Raw genomic sequence first — 17,587 nt, forward strand, 5'->3', positions numbered from 1 at the left:
CGGAGACCCCGCGCACCGACCGCAGGTCCGACCACAGCGAAACCGACGCCGGCAGCGAGCCGGCACACCGAGAGGGGCACTCCCGTGGACGACGCAGCTCGCCAGGCACTGCAGGAGTCGATGGACCGCCGCGACCAGGGTCGTTGACCCGCGGCACCACCACCGGACGGACCCCGGGCGCATGAGGCGCCCGGGGTCCGCGCACGTGCCGGACTGTTCAGCTGCTGGACGCACCGTCCGACTCGTGGACGTCGCGCCGTAGGGTCGGAGGATGAGCGACGCGATCCGGGTGGCCGTGGTGGGCGGGGACGGTATCGGTCCGGAGGTCACGGCGGAGGCCCTCAAGGTGCTGCGCGCGGCCGACCCGGGCGCGACCGTGGAGACCACCGAGTTCGACCTCGGCGCCCGCCGCTGGCACGCCACCGGCGAGACCCTGCCCGACTCGGTGCTCGAGGAGATCCGCGGGCACGACGCGATCCTGCTGGGGGCCGTCGGGGACCCTGGCGTGCCGAGCGGCGTCCTCGAGCGCGGGCTGCTGCTGCGGCTGCGGTTCGAGCTCGACCACTACGTCAACCTGCGCCCCGCCCGGCTGTTCCCCGGGGTGGTCTCCCCGCTGGCCGAGCCCGGTGATGTCGACTTCGTCGTCGTCCGGGAGGGGACCGAGGGCCCGTACACCGGTAACGGCGGCGCGCTGCGGGTCGGGACGCCGCAGGAGGTCGCCACCGAGGTCAGCGTCAACACCGCTTTCGGCGTCGAGCGCGTCGTCCGCGACGCCTTCGCCCGGGCGCAGCGCCGTCCCCGGCGGCGGCTGACCCTCGTCCACAAGCACAACGTGCTGTCCTACGCGGGGCACCTGTGGCGCCGCACGGTCGACGCTGTCGGGGCGCAGTTCCCCGACGTCACGGTCGACTACCTGCACGTCGACGCGGCCACCATCTTCCTCGTCACGGACCCGGCGCGCTTCGACGTCGTCGTCACCGACAACCTCTTCGGCGACATCGTCACGGACCTGGCCGCCGCGGTGACGGGCGGCATCGGGCTGGCGGCGTCCGGCAACATCAACCCGGACCGGACCACGCCGAGCATGTTCGAGCCGGTGCACGGGTCGGCTCCGGACATCGCCGGCACCGGCAGAGCGGACCCGACGGCCGCCATCCTCTCCGCGGCGATGCTGCTGGAGCACCTGGGACGCACGGACGCCGCGGCCCGGGTGGTGGAGGCGGTCGCCGCCGACCTCGCCGTCCGGGGGACGGCCCCGCGCAGCACCCAGGAGATCGGTGACGCCGTGGCCGGTCGCCTCGGCTGACGAGTACGGTGCGGACCCATGAGTACGACCGCGCCGCACCGCACCTCGTCCCTGCAGTTCGAGCTGACGCCCAGTGCGCACCCCCGGTCCGAGGCGGAGCGGGCAGCGATCCTCGCCGCCCCCGGCTTCGGCAAGTACTTCACCGACCACATGGCGCGGGCCCGGTGGACCGCCGAGAGCGGTTGGGGAGAGGCCCGGGTGGAGGCCTACGGTCCGCTCCAGCTGGATCCCTCGGCCGCCGTCCTGCACTACGCGCAGGAGATCTTCGAGGGGCTCAAGGCCTACCGGCACGAGGACGGGTCGATCTGGGCCTTCCGGCCCGAGGCGAACGCCGCCCGGTTCACCCGCTCGGCACGCCGCCTGGCGCTGCCCGAGCTGCCCGAGGACGCCTTCCTGGCCTCCATCGAGGCTCTCGTGGCCGCCGATGCGGCGTGGGTGCCGACCGGCGGTGAGGCGTCGCTGTACCTGCGGCCGTTCATGTTCGCCTCGGAGGCCTTCCTCGGCGTCCGGCCGGCTGCCCGCGTGGACTACGTGGTGATCGCCTCCCCGGCCGGCGCGTACTTCCCGGGGGGAGTGCAGCCGGTGAGCATCTGGCTCTCCCGCGACTACACCCGCGCCGCTCCCGGGGGCACCGGCTCGGCGAAGTGCGGCGGGAACTACGCAGCGAGCCTGGCTGCCCAGCGGGAGGCGGCCGAGCACGGCTGCGACCAGGTCTGCTTCCTCGACGCGGTCGAGGGGCGGTGGGTCGAGGAGCTCGGTGGGATGAACCTGTACTTCGTCCACCGGGACGGCACCGTGGTCACCCCCGCGCTGACCGGGACCATCCTCGAGGGCGTGACCCGGGACTCCATCCTCACCCTGGCCCGCGAGCAGGGGCTCGGCGTCCAGGAGCGACCGGTCTCGGTGCAGGAGTGGACCGAGGGCGTCGCGTCAGGGGACATCGTCGAGGTCTTCGCCTGCGGGACGGCCGCCGTCATCACCCCCGTCGGCCGGCTGCTGGACGGCGACACCGAGGTCTCGACCGGCGACCGGCCCGGCGAGGTGACGATGCGGTTGCGGGACGCGCTGCTCGACCTCCAGTACGGCCGCACCGAGGACACCCACGGCTGGATGCGCCGCCTCACCCCCTGACCCCCGTGACCCGTCCGACCTCCCCTCCGTGATCATGCAATCCCGCCACCCTCGGTGTGCGTGGTCCCTCCACCCCCTCGTCCGTGATCATGCAATCCCGCCACCCTCGGTGTGCGTGATCCCTCCACCCCCTCGTCCGTGATCATGCAATCCCGCCACCCAGCCGCCGCAACAGAATGCTGTGCTCCGCAGGCTTCTTGCGGCGTGTTGCGCCAGCAACCCAGCATTCTGCGAGCGGACGGACGGTGGTGCGGGTGGCGGGATTGCATGATCACGAAGGGGTGGACGGTGGTCCGGATGGTGGATGGGTGGTACCGGACGGCGGGACGACGTGCCAGGATGTCGCCGTGACCACCACCGTGATCATTACCTGAGGCGCGCCGGCACCACCCCGCCGAGCGCGCAGACCTCCCGTACCCGGGGGGTCTTTTTCGTTGTCGGAGCAGCTCGACGTCTGAGCAGCTCGTACTCCAGGCCCGAGGGACATCGTGAACGCCAGCACCGCCAGCACCTCGAGAGCAGCCGGCATCGAGGTCTACGACACCACCCTGCGCGACGGGGCCCAGCAGGAGGGCCTGTCCCTGTCGGTGGGTGACAAGCTCGCCATCGCCGGGCACCTCGACGACCTGGGCGTCGACTACATCGAGGGCGGCTGGCCCGGCGCGATCCCCAAGGACACGGAGTTCTTCCACCGTGCTGCCCAGGAGCTGACCCTCCGGCACGCGGTCCTGACGGCGTTCGGCGCGACCCGCCGACCCGACCGTCGGGCGGACGACGACCCGCAGGTCCGGGCGCTGCTGGACTCCCAGGCCGCTGTGGTCACCCTCGTCGCCAAGAGCCACCCCCGGCACGTGGAGTCCGCGCTGCGGACGACGCTCGCCGAGAACCTGGCCATGGTGCGCGACACGGTGCGCCTGCTCCGGCAGGAGGGGCGACGCGTCGTCCTGGACGCCGAGCACTTCTTCGACGGGTACCGCGCCGACCGCACCTACGCGCTCGAGGTGGTGCGCGCCGCCGCGGAGGCCGGGGCCGAGGTCGTCGCGCTGTGCGACACGAACGGCGGGATGCTGCCGGCCGACGTCGCCGGCGCGGTCGCCGACGTGCTGGAGACGACCGGAGCCCGGCTCGGGATCCACTGCCACAACGACACCGGCTGCGCCGTGGCGAACACCCTCGCCGCGGTGGACGCCGGCGCGACCCAGGTGCAGGGCACGCTCAACGGGTACGGCGAGCGGACCGGGAACGCCGACCTGCTCACCGTCGTCGCCGACCTCGTGCTCAAGCAGGGCCGCCCGGTGCTGGACCCGACGCGGCTTCGGGAGGCGACCCGGGTCGCGCACGCGGTCAGTGAGATCACGAACGTGCCGCCCTACTCCCGCCAGCCCTACGTCGGAGCGAGCGCCTTCGCGCACAAGGCGGGCCTGCACGCCTCGGCGATCCGGGTGGACCCCGACCTGTACCAGCACGTCGACCCCGGGGCGGTCGGCAACGACATGCGAATGCTGGTCTCGGACATGGCGGGCCGGGCCAGCATCGAGCTCAAGGGCCGCGAGCTCGGCTACGACCTCGCCGGCGAGCCAGAGGTCCTCAGCCGGGTCATCGCGCGGGTCAAGGCCCTGGAGGCCGCCGGGTACACGTTCGAGGCCGCGGACGCCTCCTTCGAGCTGCTGCTGCGCGAGGAGGTCGAGGGGGCCCGCGCGGCCCTGTTCGACGTGGAGAGCTGGCGGGTCATCACCGACTACCGCGAGGCCGACCGGGACGCCCGGTCCGAGGCCACCGTCAAGCTGCACGCGGCCGGTCGCCGGCACGTCGCCACCGGCGAGGGCAACGGCCCGGTCAACGCCCTGGACCAGGCCCTGCGCCAGGCGCTGCTGCCCGCCTACCCCGAGCTGGAGCGGATGGAGCTCATCGACTTCAAGGTCCGGATCCTCGACGCCGCGCACGGCACGGACGCCGTCACCCGGGTGCTGATCGAGACCACGGACGGGCAGACGAGCTGGCAGACGGTCGGCGTCGGTCCGAACGTCGTCGAGGCCTCCTGGGAGGCGCTCGTCGACGGGGCCGTCTACGGCCTGCTGCGCCAGGGCGTGCAGCGTCGGTGACGTCGAGCCGTCATGCTGGTGGCGTGACCCAGCCCGACGACGGCCAGACCGACAGCACCACCTTCGCCGACCTGGGCCTGCGCAGCGAGCTGCTCGAGGCCCTTGACACCCTCGGCTACGAGGAGCCGACCCCGATCCAGCGGGAGTCGATCCCCTGCCTGCTCGAGGGGCGGGACCTCGTCGGCCAGGCGGCCACCGGGACCGGCAAGACCGCCGCCTTCGCCCTGCCGATCCTGCACCGGCTCGTGGCGGGCTCCCGGCCGGACGCCGCCGGGCCGGCTGCACTCGTGCTCGTGCCCACCCGTGAGCTCGCCGTCCAGGTCTCCGAGGCCGTCCACCGCTACGGCCGCAGCCTCGGCGTCCGGGTGCTGCCGATCTACGGCGGTCAGCCGATCGGCCGCCAGCTCGCCGCCCTCAAGGCCGGCGTCGACGTCGTCGTCGCCACCCCCGGACGTGCCCTCGACCACATCGGACGCCGCACCCTGCGCCTGGACGACCTCGCCGTCGTCGTCCTGGACGAGGCCGACGAGATGCTCGACATGGGTTTCGCCGAGGACATCGGCGCCATCCTCGACGCCACCCCCGGTGAGCGGCAGACCGTCCTGTTCTCCGCGACGATGCCGCACCGCATCGACGCCATGGTGCGTCGGTACCTGCGCGACCCGGTCCGGCTGCGGATCGAGCGGGAACGGCCGGCCGAGGGGGAGCAGCCGCAGCTGCGGGAGAGCGCCTACCTCGTGGCCCGTGCCCACAAGCCCGCCGCCCTGGGGCGGATCCTCGACGTCGAGGTGCCGACCGCCGCTCTCGTCTTCTGCCGGACCCGCGACGAGGTCGACCAGCTCACCGAGACCCTCAACGGGCGCGGGTACCGGGCCGAGGCGCTGCACGGCGGGATGGGCCAGGAGCAGCGGGAGCGGGTGATGTCCCGGCTGCGCTCGCAGACCGCCGACCTGCTCGTCGCCACCGACGTCGCCGCGCGCGGGCTGGACGTCGAGCACCTCACCCACGTCGTCAACTACGACGTCCCGTCCGCACCGGAGGCGTACGTGCACCGGGTCGGCCGAGTCGGCCGCGGCGGCCGTGAGGGCGTGGCCATCACGCTCGCGGAGCCGCGGGAGCACCGGATGCTCAAGACCATCGAGCGGGTCGCCCGGCGCCGCATCACGATGGAGCGGGTGCCCACCGTCGCCGACCTGCGGGCGCGCCGCCTGGAGCTCACCAGGGCCGCGCTCGAGGAGAGCCTGCTCGCCGAGGACCTGGAGGCCTTCCGTGTCGTCGTCGAGGCCCTCACCGACGAGCACGACCTCATGGAGGTCGCCCTGGCGGCCGTCCGGCTGGCGCACGAGGCCACCGGCGCCGGGGACGAGGCCGAGATCCCCCAGGTCGCCACCCGGCAGGACCGGACCGGCCGAGGCGCTCGGGGCGAGCGTGCGGCGCACGACGTGCGGGGACGCGGCGAGGTGGAGCGACGCGACAACGGCGGGCAGGAGACCCGCTCGCAGCGCCGCGGCCCGCGGCCCGTCACGCCCGGTACCACGCGGCTCTACGTCGGCCTCGGCCGGCAGGCGGGTCTGCGCCCGCAGGACCTCGTCGGCGCCATCACCGGCGAGACGTCGCTGTCGGGCAAGCAGATCGGCGCCATCGAGATCACCGAACGGTTCGCTCTCGTCGAGGTGCCGCAGGACGCCGCGCAGGAGGTCATCGACGGCCTGCGCGCCAGCACCGTCCGGGGCCGGACCCCGTACGTCCGCCTCGACCGCCACGGCTGACTCACATCCGGGTGACTGGGCGCTCAGACACACCGGTGTCCGCCCCCGGTGCCCCCTCGCCGGTGAGCACGGTGTCGCAGACGGCGAGCAGCGCCGCGCGCAGCGGAGCCGCCCGGTCGGCGAACGCCCGCTGGGCCCGGACGTACTCCGCCTTGCCGTCCGGGGTCTCGATCGCGACGGGGGAGTACCCCAGCGCGGACAGGTCGTAGGGCGAGGCGCGCATGTCGAGGGTGCGGACGTCCCGGGCCAGCTCGAGGCAGTCGAGCAGCAGCTCGCCGGGGACGGCGGGCCCGAGCCGGAACGCCGCCTTGTAGAGGTCCATGGTGGCGTGCAGGCAGCCGGGCTGCTCCAGGTCCACCTGCGTGGCCCGGGTGGGCCGCAGCTCGTTGCGGGGCACGGCGTCGTCGGTGAAGAACCGGAACGCGTCGACATGGCTGCACCGCAGGCGGTGGGACTCGACGACCTCGTCGGTGCCCCGGCTGCCCAGGCGCAGCGGCCAGTCCGCGTGCCGGACGGCGTCGGCCGGGCGCCGGTAGACCATCGCCCACTCGTGCAGGCCGAAGCAGCCCAGGTGCGGCGGGCGGGACGCGGTGGCCCGCAGCAGGGCCGCGGTGGCGCGCACGACCCGGCCCTGGTCGGCGAGCAGGGCCGCCACGTCGACGTGCAGGTCCCCGCCGGACCCGGCGGCGTACCAGCGCCAGCCCCGCCGGGCGTCGTCGGCGGGCACGTCGGCCAGCGTGACGCCGACGCCCGGGTGCCAGCGCCGTAGCCGGCCGGGCCGCAGGGAGTAGTACGTGAACAGGAAGTCCTCGACCGGGTGCCGGACGCCGCCGGCGGCCCGGGCACGGTGGGCGGCGGTCAGCCGGTCGGCGCGGTCCTCGTGGGCCGCCTGCCGCGCCGTCCACACCTCCGGCGCCAGCACGGTCACCGGACCAGGGTAGGCCGCCGCCTACAGTGGCCGGATGCGACGCCGCACCGTGGCCGCCGTGCTCGGCGCCGTGCTCCTCGTCCTCCTCCTGGCCGCCGTGGCCGCGGTCGTCGGCCTCGGCGGGCGCGACGGCGCCGGGGACGACGGTGCGGCCGGGCCCGCGCCGGCCGCCACGACGCCCGCTCCGCCGGCGACCACCCCGGACGGCTCCCCGGTCACCGATCTCGTCGTCCTCGGCGACTCGCTGGCCGCCGGCTACCAGCCGACGCCGCCGGGGGACCGTACCGACCGCGACGGCGGGTACGCCGGCGTCCTGCGGGACGCGCTCGGCGAGGCCGCGGGGGAGCCGCCGGCGCTGACCAACCTCGCCTGCCCGGGGGAGACCGTCGGCACCTTCCTGGCCGGCGGCACGTGCGACTACCCGGCCGGCAGCCAGGCCGCCGCGGCGGACGCGGCGCTGCGGGCACTGCCCGACGGCGGCGCGGGGGCGCTCGTCACGGTCCAGCTCGGCGCCAACGACGTCCAGCGCTGCGCCCGGTTGGACGTGGGCGGGCCCACCGGTCCGTCCGCCAAGGTCGACGAGGCCTGCGCGGCGGCCGGTCTGGACGCCGTCCGGCAGGGGCTGGCCGAGGTGCTCGCCGGGGTCCGGGACGCCGCACCGCAGGCCCGGGTCGTCGTCCTGGACTACTACAACCCCTACGCCGTGGCCGCCCTGCTCGGCCCCGGGCTGGCCGAGTTCGCGACCCGCGCCGACGAGGTGCACACGGCGCTGAACGAGCTCGTGGCGGACGTCGCCCGGGACGTCGGAGCCGTCGTCGCGCCGGTCGGTGCCGCGTTCACCGCGGGGGACGACGGCGAGCCGCCGGTGGGGCCGATCTGCTCACTGACGTGGATGTGCGCCGACCCGCCCGACATCCACGCCACCGACGCCGGGTACCGGGTCATGGCCGAGCAGGTGCTCGCCGTCCGCTGACCTGCCCGCCGGGGGGACCCCGGTGGCCGCCGGTAGGGTCGCCGGGTGCGCATCGCGAGGTTCACCGACGGAGAGGATCCCCGCTTCGGCGTCGTCGAGGGTGCCCCCGGGCAGGAGGTGCTCCACGTGGTCGCCGGCGATCCCCTGTACGCCCCGCTCCAGCCGACCGGCGAGACGGTGCGGCTCGAGGACGTCCGGCTGCTGGCTCCGACGATCCCGCGCAGCAAAGTCGTCGGCATCGGCAAGAACTACGCCGACCACGCCGCCGAGATGGGCGGGGAGCCGCCCGCGGAACCGCTGGTCTTCCTCGCCCCGAACACGGCCGTCGTCGGACCGGACGACCCGATCGTGCTCCCGCCGTTCTCCGCCGAGGTGCACTACGAGGGCGAGCTGGCCGTCGTCATCGGCAGGATCTGCAAGGACGTCCCGCTCGAGCGGGTCCCCGACGTCGTCCTCGGCTACACCTGCGCCAACGACGTCACCGCCCGGGACGTGCAGCGCACCGACGGGCAGTGGGCCCGCGCCAAGGGGTTCGACACCTCGTGCCCGATCGGGCCGTGGATCGTCACCGACCTCGACCCCGGCGACCTGCGGGTGACCACCCGGCTCGACGGCCGCACCGTCCAGGACGGGCGGACGAGCGACATGGTCTTCGGCGTCCCCGAGCTCGTCTCGTACGTCAGCCGGGCGTTCACCCTGCTGCCCGGGGACGTCCTGCTCACCGGGACGCCGGCCGGGGTGGGACCCATGGACGCCGGCCAGCGCGTCGAGGTGGAGATCGAGGGGATCGGCGTGCTCGCCAACCCGGTCGTGCGCCGGTGACTCGGCCGCTGACCCGGCCGGTGACTCGGCCGGTGAACGGTCGTGGGACCCGCCGATAGGCTCGTCCTCCGTGACCTCCGAAGACCAGACCCCGTCGCCGGACCTGGCCGCCGGTGCGGGCGCGACCGCCGTCCGGGTGCGCTTCTGCCCCTCCCCGACCGGGACGCCGCACGTCGGCCTGCTGCGCACGGCACTGTTCAACTGGGCCTACGCCCGGCACACCGGCGGCCGGCTGGTCTTCCGCATCGAGGACACCGACGCCGCGCGCGACAGCGAGGAGAGCTACCACCAGCTGCTCGACGCGATGCGCTGGCTCGGCCTGGACTGGGACGAGGGTGTCGAGGTCGGCGGTCCGCACGCGCCGTACCGGCAGTCGCAGCGCGGGGAGATCTACGCCGACGTCCTGGCTCGGCTCGTCGAGGGCGGTCACGTCTACGAGTCCTTCTCCACCCCGGAGGAGATCGAGCGTCGGCACCTCGCGGCCGGCCGGGACCCCAAGCTCGGCTACGACAACCACGACCGCGACCTCACCGTCGAGCAGCGGACTGCGCTGCGGGCCGAGGGCCGCACCCCGGTGCTGCGGCTGCGGATGCCCGACCAGGACGTCGTGGTCCACGACCTCGTCCGCGGGGAGGTCCGGTTCCCCGCCGGGAGCGTGCCCGACTTCGTCGTCGCGCGCGCCACCGGCCAGCCGCTGTACACCCTGGTCAACCCCGTCGACGACGCCCTCATGGGCATCACCCACGTGCTCCGCGGCGAGGACCTGCTCTCCTCGACCCCACGGCAGATCGCGCTGTACCAGGCGCTGCAGGACATCGGGCTGACCGACCGCGTACCGCAGTTCGGCCACCTGCCGTACGTCCTGGGGGAGGGCAACCGCAAGCTGTCCAAGCGCGACCCCGAGTCCAACCTGTTCCACCACCGCGACCGCGGGTTCCTGCCCGAGGGGATGCTCAACTACCTGGCCCTGCTCGGCTGGGCAATCGCCCCGGACCGGGACGTGTTCACCGCCGAGGAGATGGTGGCCGCCTTCGACGTCACCGCGGTCAACCCCAACCCGGCGCGGTTCGACGTCCGCAAGGCCGAGGCGATCAACGCCGCCCACGTCCGCCGGCTGACGGCCCGTGAGCTGCGTGACCGGCTCGTGCCGTACCTGCGCGCGGCCGGACTGCTCGGCGAGGAGCCCACCGCCGACCAGCTCGCCGTCCTGGACGCCGCCACCCCACTGGTCCAGGAGCGGATGACGCTGCTCGGTGAGGCGCCGGGGATGCTGGGGTTCCTGCTGCGGGACGACGCCGAGCACGTCGTCGAGGACGACGCGCTGGCCGCGCTGCCTCCGGAGGCGGCGCAGGTGCTCGCGGCGGCCATCGAGGCGCTCGAGCCGGTCACGGACTGGCGGGCGGCCACCATCGAGGCGGCGCTGCGGGAGGCGCTCGTCGACCGGCTCGGCGTCAAGCCCAAGTTCGCCTTCGCCCCGGTCCGGGCGGCCGTCACCGGTCGCCGGGTGTCGCCGCCGCTGTTCGAGTCCATGGAGATCCTCGGCCGCGACCCGAGCCTGCGCCGGATCGCCGCGCTGCGCGAGCGACTGTGACGCCACCGGGCCCGCCGGACGCCTGGTCGCCGCGGCCGTACCACCAGGTGCTGCGGGGACCGGCCCACCGCTGGTGGCGCCCGCTGCTCGGCCTCGGCGTCGTCCTGGCAGGGCTGGCCGTCATCCTCCTCGGCACGCTGGCGGTGACGGTGGTCGCCGCTGCCGTCGGCGCCGTCCGGCTCGAGGACCCCGCGGACGCCCTCGACGAGTGGTGGGTGCTGCTCGTCACCAACGTCGGGCTCGCGGCGCTCATCCCCGTCTCCGCCCTCGCCGTGCTGGCCGGTCACGGCTGGCGACCCGGCTTCCTGTCCTCCGTCGAGGGCAGGCTGCGGTGGCGGTGGCTGCTCGTCTGCGCCGCGGTGTCGGCGGTCGTGCTCGTCGGCGGCACGGCGGTGCTGTGGGGTGTCGGGGGCGTGCCCTCGGGGCGGGGCGGCGAGGACGTCGTCCTGCTGCTGGCCGTCGTGCTGCTCACCACGCCGTTGCAGGCCGCGGGGGAGGAGTACCTGTTCCGCGGCTGGCTCACCCAGGCGGTCGGGTCGTGGCTGCGCGGGCCGGTCGTCTCGGCGGTGGTCGCGGCCCTCGTCAGCGCCTCGCTGTTCGCCCTGGCGCACGGCGCCCAGAACGCCTGGCTGTTCACCGACCGGTTCGCCTTCGGCCTGCTGGGCTCCTACCTCGTGTGGCGCACCGGTGGGCTCGAGGCGGCGATCGCCGTGCACGCCCTCAACAACGTCGTCGTGCTGGTGCCGACGGTCCTCACCGGCGGGCTCGCGGACGCCCTGTCGGTGACGTCGGCGCCCGCGCTGCCGGTTCTCCTCGACCTCGCCGTGATGGCCGTCACCGGGGTGGCGCTGACGCTGGCGGCCCGGCGGGCCGGGGTGCGACGGCTGCTCGTGCCGCCGTCACCTGCAGCGGGCGTTTTGGCCCCCTCCCGACCCCTCGGGTAGAGTCCTGCGGCGGTAGGACGCCGGCGCGCAGCACCCGGTGGAATACCCCTTGGGGTATGGTGTAATTGGCAGCACGACTGATTCTGGTTCAGTTAGTCTAGGTTCGAGTCCTGGTACCCCAGCGCGAGTTGGGACTCCCCGCCCTCACCGGCTAGAGTCCCCTTCGCTCCGGCTCCTCGGAGCAGCGCACGGCCCCGTTGTGTAGCGGCCTAGCACGCCGCCCTCTCAAGGCGGTAGCGCGGGTTCGAATCCCGTCGGGGCTACGTCGACAGCCCGGTGCACCACCAGGTGCGCCGGGTTTTGTCGTCCGAGCGGGTGAGACGTCGCCGATCAGTCGACAGTCCCCCTCTTCGTGATCATGCAGTCCCGCCACCCACCAGTCACTGGCCCAGCCCACGGGTCCAGCCCGCAGAGTGCTGGCTTGGAGGTGCGACACGCCGGCCACACCGTGTCGAGGACAGCATTCTGTGGTCCTGACCGACGTGGGCTGCCACGACGTCAGGTGCCGGAGCGGCGCAGCACCTCGGTGAGCCGGTTGGCCGCCGAGACCACGGCCGCGGCGTGCTGGCGGCCCGGCTGGCGGGTGAGCCGCTGGATCGGCCCCGAGATCGACACGGCGGCCACGACCCGGCCGGACGGACCGCGGACCGGCGCGGACACCGACGCGACCCCCGGCTCGCGCTCGCCGACGCTCTGCGCCCAGCCGCGACGGCGGACGCCGGACAGCACCGTCGCGGTGAACCGGGCGTCGCGCAGGCCGCGGTGGAGCCGGTCCGGCTCCTCCCAGGCCAGCAGCACCTGAGCGGCGGAGCCGGCCTGCATGGTCAGCGTCGAGCCGACCGGGATGGAGTCCCGTAGACCCGAGGGGCGCTCCGCCGCGGCCACACACAGCCGGACGTCGCCCTGGCGGCGGAACAGCTGTGCGCTCTCACCGGTGTGGTCCCGCAGCGCGGTCAGCACCGGGCCGGCGGCCGCGAGCAGCCGGTCCTCCCCGGCGGCCGCTGCCAGCTCGGACAGCCGGGGACCGAGGACGAACCGGCCCTGCAGGTCCCGGGCGACCAGACGGTGGTGCTCGAGCGCCACCGCGAGCCGGTGCGCGGTCGGCCGGGCCAGGCCGGTCGCGGCCACCAGCTGGGCGAGGGTGGACGGGCCGGCCTCCAAGGCGGAGAGGACCACGGCGGCCTTGTCCAGGACGCCGACTCCGCTACTCTTGTCCATAAGCCGATACTGCCGTCTCGCTGCCTGAGACGCAAGCGGGACACGAGCTCGACACGTCCGGAGGGACCGCCATGGGTCGCACGCTGGCCGAGAAGGTGTGGGACGCGCACGTCGTCCGCCGCGGGGAGCCGGGCGAACCCGACCTGCTGTACATCGACCTCCACCTCGTCCACGAGGTGACGAGCCCGCAGGCGTTCGACGGGCTGCGCCTGGCCGGTCGTCAGGTCCGCCGGCCCGACCTCACCATCGCCACCGAGGACCACAACGTCCCGACCCAGGCCATCGACCTGCCGATCGCCGACGCGACGAGCCGGACCCAGGTCGAGACGCTGCGCCGCAACTGCGCGGAGTTCGGCGTCCGGCTCCACCCGCTCGGCGACGCCGAGCAGGGCATCGTGCACGTCGTCGGTCCCCAGCTCGGACTCACCCAGCCCGGGATGACGGTGGTCTGCGGTGACTCGCACACCTCGACCCACGGCGCGTTCGGTGCGCTGGCGTTCGGGATCGGGACCTCGGAGGTCGAGCACGTCCTGGCGACCCAGACGCTGCCGCTCGTGCCGTTCCGCACGATGGCCGTCACCATCGAGGGCGAGCTCGCGGACGGCGTCACGGCGAAGGACGTCATCCTCGCCGTCATCGCGCGGATCGGGACCGGCGGCGGCCAGGGCTACGTCCTGGAGTACCGCGGCGAGGCGATCCGCCGCCTGTCGATGGAGGCCCGGATGACGATCTGCAACATGTCCATCGAGGCCGGCGCCCGCGCCGGGATGATCGCCCCTGACGAGACGACGTTCGAGTACCTGCGGGGTCGGCCGCACGCGCCCCAGGGGGAGCAGTGGGACGAGGCGGTCCGGACGTGGCGCACGCTGCGGACCGACCCGGACGCGGTCTTCGACGCCGAGGTCGTCCTGCACGCCGACGAGATCGCCCCGTTCGTCACCTGGGGCACCAACCCGGGTCAGGGACTGCCGCTGTCGGCCTCGGTGCCCGCGCCGGAGGACTTCACCGACCCCGACCAGCGGGCGGCCGCCGAGCGCGCCCTGGAGTACATGGGCCTGCGGCCGGGGACGCCGCTGCGCGAGGTGGCCGTCGACACGGTCTTCATCGGCTCGTGCACCAACGGCCGGATCGAGGACCTGCGCGCGGCCGCGGACGTCGTCCGCGGCCGTCGCAAGGCCGACGGCGTCCGGGTGCTCGTGGTCCCTGGGTCGGCGCGGGTGCGCCTGCAGGCGGAGGCCGAGGGCCTCGACGCCGTGTTCACCGACTTCGGCGCGGAGTGGCGGCACGCCGGCTGCTCGATGTGCCTGGGGATGAACCCCGACCAGCTCCAACCGGGGGAGCGAGCCGCCTCGACGTCCAACCGCAACTTCGAGGGCCGGCAGGGCAAGGGCGGTCGGACCCACCTCGTCAGCCCGCTCGTCGCCGCCGCCACCGCCGTCCGGGGCACGTTGAGCTCGCCCGCCGACCTGGCCCCGCTGCGCGAGACCGTCGACGCCTGAGGAGACCGAGATGGAACCGATCACCACCCACACCGGCGTCGGGATCCCGCTGCGCCGCAGCAACGTCGACACCGACCAGATCATCCCGGCCGTCTACCTCAAGCGGGTGACCCGTACCGGCTTCGAGGACGGGCTGTTCGCCGCGTGGCGGTCCGACCCGGAGTTCGTCCTCAACCACCCCGCCTACCGCGGCGGCTCCGTCCTCGTCGCCGGTCCGGACTTCGGTACCGGCTCGTCCCGGGAGCACGCGGTGTGGGCACTCAAGGACTACGGCGTCCGGGCCGTGCTGTCCTCACGGTTCGCCGACATCTTCCGCGGCAACGCGGGTAAGCAGGGACTGGTGGCCGGTCGGTTGGCGCAGTCCGACATCGAGCTGATCTGGAAGGTGCTGGAGAACCACCCTGGCACCGGGGTCACCGTCGACCTGCGGGAGCGCCTCGTGCGCTGCGAGGACGTCGTCGCGCCGATGCACGTCGACGACTACACCCGCTGGCGGCTGATGGAGGGCCTCGACGACATCGCGCTGACGTTGCGGCACGCCGACGACGTCGAGGCGTTCGAGCGGTCCCGGCCGGCCTGGCTGCCGACGACACTGCCGGCTCGCTGAGCTCGGCGGCGGAGCGGCGCCGCGGTCGACGTCTGGACGAAAACCGCTGCGTCACAAGGTCTTTCGCGGTGGCACTGGCGGCGGAGCGGCGACGGATCAGGCCCTGCGGCTCGGTGACGTCTTCGCCGGCCCCCTGTCGAGGCGTTGCGACACAACAGGTTCCTCGGCCGGATGTGGTGGCGAAGATCACCGCGACGTCGTAGCGTCCCCCTCGAGCCGGGCGCCCGCCCTGCCGCGTTCATCGGAGGGGAAGCAGTGAACAAGGGACAGCTGGTCGAGGCCCTCGAGGCGCGACTGGGCAGCAGGAAGGCCGCGGCCGAGGCCGTGGACGCCGTCATCGACACCATCGTGCGGAACGTCGCGAAGGGCGAGCGGGTCGCGATCAGCGGCTTCGGCACCTTCGAGCGCGCTGCCCGTGCAGCCCGCACCGGTCGCAACCCGCGCACCGGTGAGACCGTGCGGATCAAGAAGACGTCGGTGCCCCGCTTCAAGGCCGGCTCGGCGTTCAAGGGATTCGTCGCCAAGCCGAGCACGCTGCCGAAGCAGGCACGGGCAGCGGCCGGGACGGCGAAGGCCGCGACCACCCGTGGGGCCGCGACGACGTCGGCGACGCCGTCCTCCGGTACGGCGGCGAGGAGCACGACCTCGCGGACCCCGGCGACGAGGACCGCCGCCAAGAAGGCCACCCCCGCGAGCAGGTCGACGACGGCGAGCAAGACGACACCGGCGAAGAAGACCACGGCGACGAAGACCACAGCGACGAAGGCCACAGCGACGAAGAAGACGGCGGCGAAGAAGACCGCGACGGCAGCCAGGACGCCGGCCGCGAAGAAGAGCACGCCGGCGAAGAAGACGACGGCCGCCAAGAAGACGACGGCCGCGAAGAAGACGACGGCTGCCAAGAAGACGACGGCCGCCAAGAAGACGACCGCCGCGAAGAAGACGACGGCGCGCTCCACTGCGCGGACGACGACCAGCCGGTCCTGACCACCGCGTTGCCGACCGGGGCGGTCCTCTCCGCGGAGGACCGGCCCCGGGTCGCGCCGGCACCCGAGCCGCCGGCGCGGCGTCCCGTCCCCGGGTGGGGCAAGATGGAGGTGCTCCGGCGGCCGTGCCGGGGTCCTCGCAGCACCCGATGATGGGAACCTATGAGCACCGTCCTGACCGTTGACGGCGGTCGTCCGCTGACCGGCAGCATCCAGGTCCGTGGCGCGAAGAACTTCGTCTCCAAGGCGATGGTCGCCAGCCTGCTCGGGGACACGCCGAGCCGGTTGCGCAACGTGCCGGCGATCCGCGACGTGTCCGTCGTCACGGGTCTGCTCCAGCTGCACGGCGTCGACGTCTCGGTCGGCGACGAGGACGGTGAGCTCCTCCTCGACCCGGCCAACGTCGAGCAGGCCCACGTCGCGGACATCGACGCGCACGCCGGAGCCAGTCGGATCCCGGTGCTGTTCTGCGGACCGCTCCTGCACCGCCTCGGGGAGGCGCACATCCCCGACCTCGGCGGGTGCCGCATCGGTGACCGGCCGATCAACTACCACCTCGACGTCCTGCGGCAGTTCGGGGCCGTCGTCGAGAAGCGCACCCAGGGCATCTGGATCAGCGCACCCCGCCCGCTGCGCGGCACCCGTCTCGAGCTGCCCTACCCCAGCGTCGGGGCGACCGAGCAGGTCCTGCTCACCGCGGTCCGGGCACAGGGAGTCACCGAGCTGCGCAACGCCGCCATCGAGCCCGAGATCGCCGACCTCATCGCCGTGCTGCAGAAGATGGGCGCGGTCATCAGCGTCGGCACCGACCGGGTGATCCGGATCGAAGGCGTGGACCGGCTCACCGGGTACACCCACCGCGCCCTGCCCGACCGGATCGAGGCCGCGTCGTGGGCGTGCGCGGCGCTCGCCACCGGTGGCGACGTGCACGTCATCGGCGCGCAGCAGCAGCCGATGCTCACGTTCCTCAACGTCTTCCGGAAGGTCGGCGGCGCCTTCGACATCGACGACGACGGGATCCGCTTCTTCCACCCCGGCGGCCAGCTCAACTCGATCGCCCTGGAGACCGACGTCCACCCGGGCTTCATGACGGACTGGCAGCAGCCGCTCGTCGTCGCCCTCACCCAGGCCAGCGGGTTGTCGATCGTGCACGAGACCGTGTACGAGAACCGGTTCGGCTTCGTCGAGGCGCTGCAGCGGATGGGCGCCACCATCCAGGTCTACCGCGAGTGCCTCGGGTCGGCACCCTGCCGCTTCAGCAGCCAGGACTTCCGGCACTCCGCGGTCATCTCCGGCCCGACGCCGCTGCGGGGCGCCGACATCGTCGTCCCGGACCTGCGCGGCGGGTTCAGCCACCTCATCGCCGCACTCGCCGCCGAGGGAACCTCCCGGGTGCACGGCATCGACATCATCGACCGTGGCTACGAGCACTTCTCGGCCAAGCTCACCGCGCTCGGCGCGGACTTCAGCTACGAGGAGGCGCCGGTCCTCACGGGCTGACCCCGAGGATCCGGACGCTGTCGACGCGCCGTGCGCCGACCGGGCCGCTCACCGTCACCGTGACCCGCTGCCCGGGTCGCAGGTGGCGCAGCCCGCTGCCGTCGAGGGCCCCCGGTGCGAGGTCGAGCTCCACGCCGTCGTCGAGGACGCACGCACCCGTCGCGTCATCGCGGTCGTAGCGCAGCACCGTCGCTTGCACGCCGACAGCCTA

The 17,587-nt window shown here is 73.7% G+C and carries 15 protein-coding genes and 2 tRNA genes; 14 read left to right on the forward strand and 3 right to left on the reverse strand.

Features of this window, described 5'->3' with window-relative positions; translation table 11 throughout:
* Positions 1-271 precede the first annotated feature (271 nt).
* From HJG43_04135 to HJG43_04150, 4 genes are all read left to right on the forward strand, one after another.
* On the forward strand, positions 272-1,306 hold the full coding sequence (locus tag HJG43_04135; protein ID UER53878.1) for a 3-isopropylmalate dehydrogenase: 1,035 nt from the start codon (positions 272-274) through the stop codon (positions 1,304-1,306).
* Between the two features lie 18 nt (positions 1,307-1,324).
* On the forward strand, positions 1,325-2,437 hold the full coding sequence (locus HJG43_04140) for a branched-chain amino acid aminotransferase (protein ID UER53879.1): 1,113 nt from the start codon (positions 1,325-1,327) through the stop codon (positions 2,435-2,437).
* Between the two features lie 485 nt (positions 2,438-2,922).
* Positions 2,923-4,539, forward strand: a complete 1,617-nt coding sequence (locus HJG43_04145) for a citramalate synthase (GenBank protein ID UER55692.1) — start codon at positions 2,923-2,925, stop codon at positions 4,537-4,539.
* 23 nt (positions 4,540-4,562) lie between these two features.
* The gene (locus HJG43_04150; GenBank protein UER53880.1) at positions 4,563-6,308 is read left to right on the forward strand and encodes a DEAD/DEAH box helicase; all 1,746 of its coding nucleotides are present in this window, start codon (positions 4,563-4,565) and stop codon (positions 6,306-6,308) included.
* A gap of 1 nt (position 6,309) precedes the next feature.
* Here the strand turns inward: HJG43_04150 and HJG43_04155 are convergent, their stop codons facing one another.
* On the reverse strand, positions 6,310-7,230 hold the full coding sequence (locus HJG43_04155) for a 3-methyladenine DNA glycosylase (protein UER55693.1): 921 nt from the start codon (positions 7,228-7,230) through the stop codon (positions 6,310-6,312).
* Positions 7,231-7,270: 40 nt separating this feature from the next.
* On the opposite strand from HJG43_04155, the gene HJG43_04160 reads away from it, so the two are divergent.
* From HJG43_04160 to HJG43_04185, 6 genes are all read left to right on the forward strand, one after another.
* Entirely contained in the window at positions 7,271-8,209 is a 939-nt protein-coding gene (locus HJG43_04160; protein ID UER53881.1) for a hypothetical protein, read from the forward strand.
* A gap of 45 nt (positions 8,210-8,254) precedes the next feature.
* Complete coding sequence (locus HJG43_04165; protein ID UER53882.1) at positions 8,255-9,031, forward strand: fumarylacetoacetate hydrolase family protein; 777 nt, start codon at positions 8,255-8,257, stop codon at positions 9,029-9,031.
* A 70-nt stretch (positions 9,032-9,101) separates the two neighbouring features.
* Complete coding sequence (locus tag HJG43_04170; GenBank protein ID UER53883.1) at positions 9,102-10,622, forward strand: glutamate--tRNA ligase; 1,521 nt, start codon at positions 9,102-9,104, stop codon at positions 10,620-10,622.
* Entirely contained in the window at positions 10,619-11,566 is a 948-nt protein-coding gene (locus tag HJG43_04175; GenBank protein UER53884.1) for a CPBP family intramembrane metalloprotease, read from the forward strand. Before HJG43_04170 ends, HJG43_04175 begins: the two co-directional genes overlap by 4 nt.
* A gap of 50 nt (positions 11,567-11,616) precedes the next feature.
* Positions 11,617-11,688, forward strand: a tRNA-Gln gene (locus HJG43_04180).
* A gap of 68 nt (positions 11,689-11,756) precedes the next feature.
* Positions 11,757-11,829 (forward strand) — tRNA-Glu (locus tag HJG43_04185).
* A gap of 235 nt (positions 11,830-12,064) precedes the next feature.
* Here HJG43_04185 and HJG43_04190 read toward each other — a convergent pair.
* On the reverse strand, positions 12,065-12,784 hold the full coding sequence (locus tag HJG43_04190; GenBank protein UER53885.1) for an IclR family transcriptional regulator: 720 nt from the start codon (positions 12,782-12,784) through the stop codon (positions 12,065-12,067).
* A 71-nt stretch (positions 12,785-12,855) separates the two neighbouring features.
* Here HJG43_04190 and leuC point away from each other — a divergent pair, with 71 nt between their 5' ends.
* The 4 genes from leuC to murA all read left to right on the forward strand — a co-directional run bounded on the left by leuC (position 12,856) and on the right by murA (position 17,376).
* Complete coding sequence (gene leuC, locus HJG43_04195) at positions 12,856-14,283, forward strand: 3-isopropylmalate dehydratase large subunit (protein ID UER53886.1); 1,428 nt, start codon at positions 12,856-12,858, stop codon at positions 14,281-14,283.
* A 10-nt stretch (positions 14,284-14,293) separates the two neighbouring features.
* Positions 14,294-14,890, forward strand: a complete 597-nt coding sequence (leuD, locus tag HJG43_04200; GenBank protein UER53887.1) for a 3-isopropylmalate dehydratase small subunit — start codon at positions 14,294-14,296, stop codon at positions 14,888-14,890.
* A gap of 171 nt (positions 14,891-15,061) precedes the next feature.
* A complete protein-coding gene (locus HJG43_04205) occupies positions 15,062-15,877 on the forward strand; it encodes an HU family DNA-binding protein (GenBank protein ID UER55694.1) in 816 nt (271 codons plus the stop codon).
* A gap of 161 nt (positions 15,878-16,038) precedes the next feature.
* Positions 16,039-17,376 carry a UDP-N-acetylglucosamine 1-carboxyvinyltransferase gene (gene murA, locus HJG43_04210; GenBank protein UER53888.1) on the forward strand — a complete coding sequence of 446 codons (1,338 nt, stop codon included), beginning with the start codon at positions 16,039-16,041 and terminating at the stop codon, positions 17,374-17,376.
* On the opposite strand, the gene HJG43_04215 is transcribed toward murA, so the two are convergent.
* Positions 17,366-17,575, reverse strand: coding sequence for a hypothetical protein (locus tag HJG43_04215; GenBank protein UER53889.1), 210 nt, complete (start codon positions 17,573-17,575; stop codon positions 17,366-17,368). The genes murA and HJG43_04215 overlap by 11 nt on opposite strands.
* Positions 17,576-17,587: the final 12 nt, after the last annotated feature.

The organism is Kineosporiaceae bacterium SCSIO 59966, assembly GCA_020881835.1.
Taxonomy (GTDB): Bacteria; Actinomycetota; Actinomycetes; order Actinomycetales; family SCSIO-59966; genus SCSIO-59966.

Coding starts and splice junctions, on each gene's coding strand:
- HJG43_04135 (UER53878.1), top strand. CDS start 272: ATGAGCGACGCGATCCGGGTGGCCGTGGTGGGCGGGGACGGTATCGGT.
- HJG43_04140 (UER53879.1), top strand. CDS start 1,325: ATGAGTACGACCGCGCCGCACCGCACCTCGTCCCTGCAGTTCGAGCTG.
- HJG43_04160 (UER53881.1), top strand. CDS start 7,271: ATGCGACGCCGCACCGTGGCCGCCGTGCTCGGCGCCGTGCTCCTCGTC.
- HJG43_04190 (UER53885.1), bottom strand. CDS start 12,784: ATGGACAAGAGTAGCGGAGTCGGCGTCCTGGACAAGGCCGCCGTGGTC.
- leuC (UER53886.1), top strand. CDS start 12,856: ATGGGTCGCACGCTGGCCGAGAAGGTGTGGGACGCGCACGTCGTCCGC.
- leuD (UER53887.1), top strand. CDS start 14,294: ATGGAACCGATCACCACCCACACCGGCGTCGGGATCCCGCTGCGCCGC.
- HJG43_04205 (UER55694.1), top strand. CDS start 15,062: ATGTGGTGGCGAAGATCACCGCGACGTCGTAGCGTCCCCCTCGAGCCG.
- murA (UER53888.1), top strand. CDS start 16,039: ATGAGCACCGTCCTGACCGTTGACGGCGGTCGTCCGCTGACCGGCAGC.